Below are 11272 nucleotides of genomic sequence, written 5' to 3' on the forward strand. Positions count from 1 at the left end.
GCAGATTCTCCAGGTCGTTTATGATCATTAAACCATCTACCGTAATTATTACGATTTGGTGATAAAAAAATAAGCGTTTGATAAACGTAACCTTTACGCATTAGCAAGTTTAACAGTTTAGGCAAGGTTCGTCAATGTTTTGGCAACTCTTTTGTTTGTTTACTTCACTTTGTCCGGGTACAAGCCTGCAGCCAAGGTTTTCAGTGCAATTGGTGCACGCACGCCTTCAGCCGCCGCGGACAATGGCAGGACTATAAAGCGTTTATTTTTGATCGCTTCCACACCAGCTAATGCAGGCTTGCTCAGGAGTAGCTTCTCTTTATCCGCCAGTGAAGTATCTCCATAGTCGAGAATGACAATGACGTCAGGATTACGGTTCACAACCTCTTCCCAGCTTACCTCAGTAAAACTTTTGTCGATATCATCAAAAATATTTTTCGCCTTCACACTTTCAATCAAAGACGTTAGATAATTGTTGGCAGCCGTAAAGGGCTTGTCTTCTCCGCTGTCATAAACAAACACCTTGGGTGCCTGTTCAACAACACCAATTTGAGTCAGAATGGACTGCACTTGTTCACGCATTTCATTTACCAGCTTTTCTGCACGCTCCTCAACCCTAAAAATACGCCCAATATTTAGTATATCCTGATATACATCTTCTAATGTGGGGCCCGACTTATTTGAGGACTCCTGTATATAGGTCAGCACCCCTTGTTTGGCTAGCTCCTCACGGGAACCCAGATTTTTATCATTAAAGGCACTCTTCCAGCCCGCATAGGCAAAATCCGGTGCAGCGGCCATAAACACCTCTTTGGACGGATATTGTTCGGCCAGTACCGGGATTTTGTCATATTGAGCCTTATATTTTGGCAAAATCTGATCATCCAAATACGCAGTTCCTACCATAGAGGATTCCAGTCCAAGAGCCAGCATAACCTCAGTCGCGTGCTGGTTCAGTGTAACCGCGCGTTTAGGCGCCTCGGGAAATGCCATTTTAACGCCCATGTTCTCAAGCTCTACCGACGTCTCCTTGGTTGCTGATTGGGATGCGGCAGGTTGCTGCCCGTTTGCGGATGGATCGCTTGTTTGGGCCGTGTTTCCTGCTGCACAGGCTGATAACAACAGCATCATTGCCAAAGCGAGCATAACCAGCGGTAACGCGGGCCTGCTATATCTTTTCATATGTACCGTCTCCTCTTTTATTTGTAGTTAATCTTACCTCATCGTATCGCCTTTTCTGTTAACATCATGGATGGCCTCCTCTCCTGAGAGAATCCGGTAAGAAGGTAATATTCGGCTTTCCGGTTTTTGGATGAATGCAGATTTCTGTCTCGACCCCGAATACACTCCACAGCAGGTCTGGCTGAAGCACATCCTCTGTTATGCCGGAGGCTACCACTTTGCCTTCTTTTAATACATACATTCGATCACAATAAAATGCCGCTAAATTCAAATCATGCAGTGCAGCTAGCGTAGTTATCCGAAGTGTTTTGACCAAATCCAGAATTTGCAGCTGATACCGGATGTCCAGATGATTCGTCGGCTCATCCAAAACAAGAAATTTCGCCTGCCCGGCCAAAGCTCTGGCGATCAATACCCGTTGCTTTTCGCCGCCAGACAAGGTGGCAAAGCCCTGATCTGCCTGAGCATTCATGCCTACCCGCTCCAGCGCCTGCTCGACCAGTTCATGATCGACGACAGTATCTGCTTCCAACAGTTTCTTATGCGGATGGCGACCCATCAGGACGATGTCCCGTACTGAGAAATCAAACGTTTGCGGCGCATCCTGACTCACCACTGCCATTTGTCGGGCCGTCTCTTTATACTTCATCCGCAGCATATCCTGGCCATCCAACGTAACCACACCACTATCAGGCTTTAGCACACGATACATATTTTTGAGCAACGTTGATTTCCCGCTGCCATTCGGACCGATCAATCCGACTAGCTCCCCTGCTTTTACCTGGAGACAGATGCCGTCGATCAGCCGTTTGTCGTGAATACTGAAGGTCACGCATTCGACTTCTATATTCATTTTTCGCCTCCAAACGAGTAGGAACTACGACGCAGCAGCCACACAAAAAAAGGTCCTCCGCACACAGCCGTCACAATACCAATCGGTAGCTCCTGTGGAGCCAGCACAAGCCGGGCACATACATCAGCCCACACGACAAAAATAGCTCCCGCCAACAGGCTGACGGGCAGTACACGCCGATGATCTGATCCCACTACCAGCCTAACGATGTGCGGAATCATTAGTCCGACAAAGCCAATCGAGCCACTAACGGATACGACTGCCCCGGTTAAAAGAGACGCCACCACAACCAGTAATACGCGGAACGCCTGTACGTTCACACCAAGCGTTACTGCGGTCTCTTCACCCGTTAGCAAAGCATTCAGCGACCGGTATCGGGTCAGAAGCACAGCCGTTCCAACGACTACAATAAGGCTTGGAATGAAAAGCGTGTCCCATTGAGCACCTGCCAGACTTCCCATCATCCAATACATCGCGTCACGAATGCCTTTTTCATTCGGGGCCGTCGTCACGATAAAGCTAGTCACAGCCGACAGCATCATAGACACCGCCACCCCTGCCAGCAATAAGCGGGTCGTCGATATGCTCCCAGCTACACGGGCTAACGCGAACACCATAAGCATTGCAGCTAACGATCCTATAAAAGCAGATAAAGGCAGCGCAAGTCGTCCTAAAAACCCGAAAGCTCCGAACACAATTACCAATGTGGCTGTCACCGAAGCCCCAGACGAGACACCTAAAATATAGGGATCCGCTAACGAATTACGAATTAATGCCTGTATAGTCGCCCCTGTAACAGCTAGTCCTGCTCCTACGATGACACCTAACAACACGCGTGGAAAGCGGATTTCCCAAACGATATATTGCTCAGGCTTGGTCCATGTCACGGGTATCCACTGGTCCAGCCAGGGAAGATGGGACAGTGCAATTCGCCATATCGTCCCCGGTGCGACAGCTACAGGGCCCAGCATGACCGCGAGTGTGACCGAAAGCAACAGCCCAGCAGTCAGCAGCAGAATTGTTGTAAATCCCCAAGTAGGCTTGCCCGCTAGGTGTGCACGAGAATGATGTTGTGATGGATTAGGTCTTGATGGATTAAGGTGACTCGTTCTCGAAGTCATGAATTACTCAATGGCTTTTCGGCCGCTTCCAGCTTTCTCAATTGTTCCTCGATCTCGGAAGCAGAGAAATTCTCACCCATGACAACCGCTACATCGTTCACTGGCTTTTGCGGGCGGATCGGAATGATTTCCAGCTCCCGATAGGCAAATTGAAACATCATCTGACCCTCTGATTCCAGAAACCGCACAATTCCTTTGGCCCGATAAATTTCAGCTGGCAAACTGCGGAACAACTGTTCAAACTCGTAGCGTGGCACAGGTTGTCCAAAAAAATGCGTGTGAACAACTACATGGTCGTAGGAATGATAATGCTCCCCATGTTCGTGTTCGTGGTCATGGTCATGAGACTGATGATCTGTATGGTCATCATGGTCATACGTGTGCAGATGATTTTCCAAATGAGGATGTTCACTCTCAATATCAACTGCGGATTCCTTATGTCGCGAAACATCCATACGCTCCTCTCCTTGAGTGGAGAAAAAAATTCCAGCGTCCACGTCACTTCGTTGCGTGCTCACAGTCAAAACATATGGATTTAACTCTTTTACGAGGGCCTGTACTTTCTGTAACTCGCCCGCAGCCAATAAATCGGTCTTGTTAATAATCAGTTTGGAAGCGCATCGAAGCTGATCCTGCATCAAACGAAGCGATTTGCTTCTCTCGTTCCCCGAGGCAAAATCCAAAAATTGACGCGCGTCTATGACCGTGATAACGGATTGTAATATCATAGTAGAATAAATTGAGGCGTCTGTCACTGCATCTACAATCTCCATCGGGTTAGCCACTCCGGTACATTCTACAATAATCACGTCCGGCTTATATTCCTCAGCAAGATTCATGAGCTCGACGCCCAAGTCCCCGCGAATGGTACAGCATATACAGCCACTGAGCATTTCCTTCATGGGTGCTTGTCCATTCACCAAACTACCGTCCAGATTAACATCACCCAACTCATTCATCAAAATGGCTGGCTTGAGACCCTTTTCCTTGTAGTAAGCCAGCGCATGCTGAAGAAGAGTGGTTTTACCGCTACCCAAAAAACCGGATAAAACAACAATCGGTATCATATAACCCCTCCTTGTCTTTGCAACATTTAATATGGATCGTACCTTAAAAATTTCCTTCTTGCAATCATTTATCGGATTTTAATCGTAATAATTACTATTAATGAGTATAAATATATATGAGCATGCTCAGATTTGTCAATATAGGGAGGTGATTCACACACAATCCGGCGGGCATGATTGTCCCCTTACAGGCATAGGCTGTAGATAAGAACCCTTATTCCCAAGGAGACGTGGAATGAAAAACAGTACGCTGTTGAAGATGCTGCCTTTTATGATTCCGTTTGCCTTTCTCATCCCTGTGCTTGTCACGCTATCTCCCCAGTGGCTTCGTTTGTTAGATGTGGGGCAGCTGCAGCCATTAAAAACGGTATTTATGGGTATTTTTCTGGAAGCTGTTCCGTTTCTCCTTATCGGTGTGCTCGTCTCATCCCTTTTGCAGTGGCTTGTACCGGAGACATGGATTCGCAAAATAGCGCCTGCACATCCTGTACCGGGTGTCCTGCTGGCCTCCTTACTAGGTATACTGTTTCCCATCTGTGAATGCGGCATGATCCCTGTCGTTCGCCAATTAATGCTCAAGGGAATGCCTGCCTATATGGGTATCACTTTTATTTTAAGCGGGCCCATTATCAATCCCGTGGTACTGGCTGCGACGATGATGGCTTTCCCTTCCCATCCCGAGGTCACTGCCGTTCGAACGGGTTTGGCTTTTACCGTTTCCGCGATCATCGGACTGATCGTGTATGCCTTTGTGCGAGTACATCCGCTCAAACGGTCGTTACTCTCTTTTAACCAGCAAAAGCAGAACAATCAGACTCATCGGCATAATCGCACATGGCGGGGATTTTTTGTACATGCTGGGGACGAGTTTTTGGACATGAGTAAATATCTCATTATCGGCGCATTATTGACAGCCTGCATCCAAACCTTCATCCCACGTAATGAGATGCTTTCGTTAAGTGAAGGAACGGTCGGATCGTACGCCTTTATGATGGGTTTTGCCTACATACTGTCGCTGTGTTCCACCTCTGATGCCTTTGTAGCCACTGCTTTTTCACATACCTTTACACTGGGTCCACTGGCGGCCTTTCTTGTACTTGGTCCGATGCTAGATTTCAAAGGCACGCTCATGCTACTAAGCACCTTCCGCACCAAATTTGTCGCCATCCTGGCCTTGCTCATTGTTTCACTTGTTCTAGTGGGTTCTATAGCTGCTGAATGGTTATTGGGGAGGTGAATACAAACGTGAATTCAACCTTTAGCATCCGCTGGCAATATGGCATTCGCTCCTTGCTCATGATCGGATTGGCTGTATACATCATCTCATTGAGCCGCACGAATGCACTTCATTACTACCTAGCTCCCCATATGCAAAAGCTACTCCTACTCTGTCCTGTACCCCTCTTGTTCATCGCATTGGCGATGGCATGGCACGGAATCGTTGGGGGGCGGGACGGTGAGGATGTATGTGATTGTGAGCACCCGTTGCCGCAAAGCTGGTTCAAAAAAACACTCGTATATGGAATGCTGCTCATTCCGCTCCTATTCGGTTCTTTGCTGCCCAATCAGGCACTTGGTAGTGATATGGCCGCCAAAAAAGGCATGTCCTTCACGTATCCCAACCCGGACATCCGACGGAAAACAGATACACAGACCACGAAAGCATCCACCTCCTCCCTTTTATCAACTGCATCTTCTGTCCCCACTTCGCCCCCTCCAGAGGGGAAATGGAGTCAGGAAACGCTGGATAAGCTGTTCGTTCCGCCTGATAAGTACAATGTGGAATTCGCCGAACTGGCGAAACGCCTGTATCAGCAACCTATCATACAGATCAAGCCAGAGATTTTTTCCGAAACTATTGGAGCCATTGAATTATATAAACAAGCTTTTGAAGGAAAAAAAGTACAGGTGACTGGCTTTGTGTATAAAGACGACAATCTGCCGGGTAAAGGGCTTTTTGCAGTAGGAAGATTCCTCGTCATGTGCTGTACTGCCGATGCCATGCCCTTCGGGATCATCGTCCAATCCCAGAAAGCCCCGTCCTTTGACAAGGATACCTGGGTGACCATTGAAGGAACACTGCATACCGCACAAAAGGGAAACGCTCCCGTACTTGAAATTCGATCCGAAAAAATAACCGCTGTCGAGCAGCCAGAATCCCCTTATGTCTATACCCAAGCAGACTCGGTAGCTACCTTTGATCGCTTGAACACAACACACTAACCCCGCCAAGGAGGAAAAATGATGAACAAAGTTCCTGTTATTTTAATCAGTGGTTTTCTTGGAAGCGGCAAAACAACACTGCTTTTGCGCCTGTTAGCCCATACCCGCCAAATTCCCCTTCGTGCTGTTGTTTTAATGAACGAAATGGGTGAATATAATGTAGACAGCGCTATAATTTCAGAGGAAATGCCTGACGTAACAGTAGAAGGATTGCTAGAAGGCTGCATTTGTTGCAGCAAAAGAAATGAACTGGCAGGGGCTTTGCATACCCTGCTCAGCCAGGAGCCAGATCTGATCTTCATGGAGACCACCGGGGTAGCCAACCCCGAACAAGTACTGGAGGAGCTTCGCTCCCCTCTACTGGCAGATCAGCTTTATCTGGTTCACAGCATCAGTGTTGTGGATGCTGAGCTGTTCCATGAATACAATAGCCGTTTTACGGCTGATAAAGAACTGGTTCGCACCCTGCACGGACAACTGCGCACCGCAGACTTCATTGTGGTGAACAAGACGGATGCAGCAAGCAGCCGTGAAGTGACGAAGGTCGTCAAAAGCATCCGCAAGCTCAACGATACGGCCAAGCTGCAAACTACTGAATATAGCCGGGTTGACCTTGAACCACTGCTAGAGCCTGTTCTGGCCTCCACATCCGTTGCCGCGAAACCTGTACAGACACCTCAACCAGCACCTGCACAGGTCCAGCCCACTGATGCAGATGCACTGTCTGTCCCCATTCCCGTCAAAAGTTCCGGACGACCCAGTATTACCTCTATAAGTACGCCGTTCAAAGTTATTTCTGCACACAGTCATAGCCACAGCCACGATCCCAACCAGACCCACTCGTTTTCCCATTTGGAGAGCTTAACGCTGCATCAATATTCTCCTCAGCCACTCGAAAAACAACGATTGGAGCGCTTTCTGACAGGGCTAGGCTCCTCTCTGCTTCGAGCGAAAGGTTATTGCGTGCTTCCTCAGGAAGGGACAATGCTTTTGCAATTTTCAGGAAATCACTTGGAGTGGCAGCCTACTGCACTTCCCGTGAGTCAGGGATATGTCACGCTCATTGGGGAGCAGCTCGACAAAGCATCCATTACCGACCAATGGGAACAGTGCTTCATTTCGCTATAAATAACAGGTCTAAATTAAGACAAAAAAACCTCCTGCAGATGCAGGAGGTTTTTTAAAAAGCGATGTTCACGGATTATAAGCATAATCCATGAACACAACGCTCGACTGTTCTTACTTAAGGTTATATTTTTTGTTAAAGCGATCCACACGGCCACCGATATCCACGTTTCTTTGTTTACCAGTGAAGAACGGGTGGGAAGCGGAGCTAGTATCTACACGGATAACTGGGTATGTGTTACCATCTTCCCATTCCATCGTTTCTTGCGAATATTTAGTGGAAGCACTCAGGAAAGTAAATCCACAGCTAGGGTCCAAAAAGATAACTTTGTTCAATGTTGGATGAATATCTTTTTTCATTAGTTTCACCTAATCTTTCATGTAGTTTTAGTTTCAACCTCAAACGTACTGGCGCAATACTCCATCAGTTGGCAAAAGGAACGGTTATGTCCCAGAAAAAAAGACGACAGACCTTAACGGTTGGCGCTCAAGCTCGTAAACGACAAGCAAACGATGCCGCATATATCGCATCGCCCATTGCACGAACGCTCCGGATCTTTCGTCAGCCTTCATCGTTATATAAGCATATAGTGAATGGTCCTCCGGCTCGTCCCAAATGCTGACACCAGCACAGGAGAAGTCGGTAGCCACGTGCTTTCGATTCAAAAGGCAAAGCGTGCCATGTAGCTCAGCATCTATCATACAGCCGTGAAAAAAAGCCGTTCTCTTAGATGCAAGCTTTAACTTTAGACGCTCTGTCCACTGGACTAATTCAAGTTTTCGCCGGTTCCATAACGCAGGCTTTTGCAAACTTAACAGGCTTCGCTCAGGAAGCAGGATAATTCAGGTTGCTATACAGCAGGCCTCAAATTATCTAGTTTCACGATGGATCGTGTACTTTTTCAGACGCGGAGAGTATTTTTTCATTTCAAGACGGTCCGGATGATTTCTTTTGTTCTTAGTTGTTGTATAGTTGCGGTCACCGGATTCGGTGCATGCCAAGGTAACAATTACGCGCATTTCTCTTCCTCCTTAATTGGAATACATGGTATACAATTACAATAGTAATTTTTACGATTAGTTTTATTCTATAATTCATGCTCCGCTTTGTCAACCTTAGAGTCACGGTTTATCGCTTCTTCTACCGTGTTCCAGCGATTACGGTACTGTGCAAGCTTCGGATGAAGTTGTAGTGGTTCGCTCGAAAGCACCAATCTGACATTTCTAATCCATTCTCCAAACGATGCATAGGAAGCGCACAAATTTGCCATTTCAGGACTCATGTACAAAAAAAGTGGGGTCGTATACTTTTCCGCCAAAAAACGAATAGCTGCTTCAATCGGCGTATACTTTTTACGCTTACCTTCCCAGCTCTCAATGACAACAGCACTCAAAGCCTGCTCCCGCTGCCACTCTCCCAGCTCGTCCACCCGCTTGTAATACGAACGTACCGGCTGCTTCCACATTCTTCTGACGGTTTCTTCATGCAGCGGATACAGCACCAGCTTTGTAAAAGATAATGCAGCCCCCGTTTCGGCAAAAAGCTCCAGCTCTCTGGCTGTAATCTGCTCGAACGTATCATAGTAGACCATGGTCCCTTTATGCGTCTCGATCGGAGGCTCATAACCATAGGGTACATATTGAAGGTTTCTTGTCATGCCGGACACTCCGTCCTTCCATAGATGAACTTTTCCTTCTATATTATACCCTTGTTTTGGCATGAGGTTACATCAAATGTTTATCCTTGTTCAACAGCAGGCGTATTACCGCGTGGACCCCTTCGGAATTGCAACGCATAAAGTCCCATCGTCACAAGCGCAATCAGTGCAAGCACCGTAAAAATATTGCTAAAGTTGAACACCTGCACATTAGATACGACAGGATTCAGATGAAAGGACGACGAACTATCTAGCGTTTTGCCCAAGATACTTGTCGTAATCGCTCCGGCAATGAAATTCAGCAGAGATAGCAGCCCCATTCCAACACCAATCTGGTCTTTCGACAAGGTACGAGAAATCGTGTTGGACATGGCAATTTGCATGAAGGTCTGACCTACGTTTCCGAAAATAAGCAAAAACAAAATCAGATACGGAGACGCACCCACAAACGTAGACAAGCTGATAAAACAAATAAACAAAAGCGATACAGCTGTATAGACGAGAAACGAATTTCCTTTGCTATCCGCCAAACGCCCCCCTCTTTTACCCAATAGAGCCGAAGCAATAGCAGCCGGAAACATAACCAGTCCAATTATTGCGGGCGTAAGCTGATTGAGACTGTTCAGAAACTGCGGTGCCAAGTACGGCAATCCAAAGCTAATCCCCGTCCCTAAAAAAGCGATAAGGAGCCCGTATGAATATTGTTTGTTACGGAACAGCTTCGGCTGGATGAATGGGTCATGTGCAGTGTTAATGCGCCATATAAACAGTGCAAACAGCACCATACCGACCAGAAAAAACATCATATTGGTTTGCGAAATCGAAAGTAATAAGAAGGCTACTGTTCCACCCAGCAATAATCCACCAAGAAAATCGAACTTCTGATCCTCTCCACGCTGATCGTCCAAATATTTACGAAAGAACGGCAATGCGATCAGTGGCAGCATGGAAATGACGAACAAAAAACGCCAGCTTGCAAAGCCTGTGATCAAACCGGAAATAATCGGAGCCAGTGCAGTACCTAACGCCAAGCCGATTGCTGTGACGCCCAAAGCACGTCCTCTTTTTTCAGCCGAGAAATAACGGACTGGGACGATCATAGCAGTGGCCGGAATAACAGCAGCCCCTGCAGCCTGAAGCAAACGAGCTACAATGAGCATCCAAAATTGATTGGCCAACAGTCCAATAAGCGAACCCAGTGCAAAAAAGATAATCCCAAACGTCAGCAAATCCTTAAGACGATATTTATCTGCCAATTTGCCGTAGGTCACCGAGCCAACCGCATACACGATCATATAGCCAGTCAGCAACCAACTTACATCGGAAGCACTAATATGAAACTCCTCTCGAATCACAGGCATAACGACATTAAACATAAAAGCGTTCATCACTGAAAAAACAAGTGTGAAAGCTAGCACACGCATAAGCTTATCCGCATTCGGATAAGTTTGTTCATTTATCATTTGGTTGTCTCCCTCTCCTGTAAACCTCTTATCTAAGATCGTAATTCACTGCTTTTGAATACCCCTATCCGGGTAAAATCTCTATATATTCGCTCATGCACGGGCGTCCGCAGGGTGGTAGTCGCGGAGAATTTTTTTAAGCAGGCCGCGCAGCGTCTCCGATTCTCCGACAGATAACGTTTCCCCTACCGAGCTTTTAATTGCCTCAATAGTACGTTCAGCTACCTTGTGAATCTTCAAGCCTTCCTCAGTCAAATAGATTTGCTTCATGCGTGCATCTTCCGGGTGACTTTTGCGTACTGCCCAGTTTTTCTTAACGATCCCGTTAACCAGGCTAGTAACGCTTGATTTATCAATAAGCAATAGCTTTTCCAAATCCGTATTGGTGACTCCAGGCGACATCGCCAGTATATAGAGCGTCTGCGATTGTGGGGAGGTGAGCCCCAAAGGGCGCAGTGCTATTTCAATTTCGCGCCGGACGGTAGTGAAAATCCATTTAATTAAATACATCGTGCTCTCTTCCTCCCAAGGAAGACAAACGGGATACACCTCGCTTCCCATCTCACTACGAACCTCCATA

At 47.0% G+C, this 11272-nt stretch carries 12 protein-coding genes; 3 read left to right on the forward strand and 9 right to left on the reverse strand.

Features of this window, described 5'->3' with window-relative positions; translation table 11 throughout:
* Positions 1-159 precede the first annotated feature (159 nt).
* The 4 genes from ACEN8J_RS11295 to ACEN8J_RS11310 all read right to left on the reverse strand — a co-directional run bounded on the left by ACEN8J_RS11295 (position 160) and on the right by ACEN8J_RS11310 (position 4223).
* Positions 160-1182, reverse strand: a complete 1023-nt coding sequence (locus ACEN8J_RS11295) for an ABC transporter substrate-binding protein (RefSeq protein WP_029519161.1) — start codon at positions 1180-1182, stop codon at positions 160-162.
* A gap of 64 nt (positions 1183-1246) precedes the next feature.
* Positions 1247-2035, reverse strand: coding sequence for an ABC transporter ATP-binding protein (locus ACEN8J_RS11300; RefSeq protein ID WP_029519160.1), 789 nt, complete (start codon positions 2033-2035; stop codon positions 1247-1249).
* Entirely contained in the window at positions 2032-3156 is a 1125-nt protein-coding gene (locus ACEN8J_RS11305) for a FecCD family ABC transporter permease (RefSeq protein WP_165147225.1), read from the reverse strand. The genes ACEN8J_RS11300 and ACEN8J_RS11305 overlap by 4 nt, the downstream gene beginning before the upstream one ends.
* Positions 3153-4223: a CobW family GTP-binding protein gene (locus tag ACEN8J_RS11310; RefSeq protein ID WP_029519158.1), complete on the reverse strand. Its 1071-nt coding sequence runs from the start codon at positions 4221-4223 to the stop codon at positions 3153-3155. The genes ACEN8J_RS11305 and ACEN8J_RS11310 overlap by 4 nt, the downstream gene beginning before the upstream one ends.
* 235 nt (positions 4224-4458) lie before the next feature.
* On the opposite strand from ACEN8J_RS11310, the gene ACEN8J_RS11315 reads away from it, so the two are divergent.
* The 3 genes from ACEN8J_RS11315 to ACEN8J_RS11325 are packed head-to-tail and all read left to right on the forward strand — an operon-like array spanning position 4459 to position 7574.
* On the forward strand, positions 4459-5460 hold the full coding sequence (locus tag ACEN8J_RS11315) for a permease (protein ID WP_029519157.1): 1002 nt from the start codon (positions 4459-4461) through the stop codon (positions 5458-5460).
* Between the two features lie 8 nt (positions 5461-5468).
* Entirely contained in the window at positions 5469-6446 is a 978-nt protein-coding gene (locus tag ACEN8J_RS11320; protein WP_029519156.1) for a TIGR03943 family putative permease subunit, read from the forward strand.
* An 18-nt stretch (positions 6447-6464) separates the two neighbouring features.
* Positions 6465-7574, forward strand: coding sequence for a CobW family GTP-binding protein (locus tag ACEN8J_RS11325; RefSeq protein WP_049817075.1), 1110 nt, complete (start codon positions 6465-6467; stop codon positions 7572-7574).
* A gap of 111 nt (positions 7575-7685) precedes the next feature.
* Here ACEN8J_RS11325 and ACEN8J_RS11330 read toward each other — a convergent pair whose 3' ends face one another.
* The 5 genes from ACEN8J_RS11330 to ACEN8J_RS11350 form a co-directional block, all read right to left on the reverse strand.
* Positions 7686-7931 (reverse strand): type B 50S ribosomal protein L31, encoded by a 246-nt coding sequence (locus tag ACEN8J_RS11330; RefSeq protein ID WP_013310118.1) that lies wholly within the window; start codon positions 7929-7931, stop codon positions 7686-7688.
* A gap of 510 nt (positions 7932-8441) precedes the next feature.
* A complete protein-coding gene (gene rpmG / locus ACEN8J_RS11335; RefSeq protein WP_013310116.1) occupies positions 8442-8591 on the reverse strand; it encodes a 50S ribosomal protein L33 in 150 nt (49 codons plus the stop codon).
* Between the two features lie 68 nt (positions 8592-8659).
* Positions 8660-9229 (reverse strand): hypothetical protein, encoded by a 570-nt coding sequence (locus ACEN8J_RS11340; RefSeq protein WP_029519154.1) that lies wholly within the window; start codon positions 9227-9229, stop codon positions 8660-8662.
* An 80-nt stretch (positions 9230-9309) separates the two neighbouring features.
* Positions 9310-10692 carry an MFS transporter gene (locus tag ACEN8J_RS11345; RefSeq protein WP_069010194.1) on the reverse strand — a complete coding sequence of 461 codons (1383 nt, stop codon included), beginning with the start codon at positions 10690-10692 and terminating at the stop codon, positions 9310-9312.
* Positions 10693-10785: 93 nt separating this feature from the next.
* A complete protein-coding gene (locus ACEN8J_RS11350) occupies positions 10786-11253 on the reverse strand; it encodes a MarR family winged helix-turn-helix transcriptional regulator (RefSeq protein ID WP_029519152.1) in 468 nt (155 codons plus the stop codon).
* Between the last annotated feature and the right edge of the window lie 19 nt (positions 11254-11272).

It is taken from the genome of Paenibacillus sp. Paensp38, from assembly GCF_059491915.1.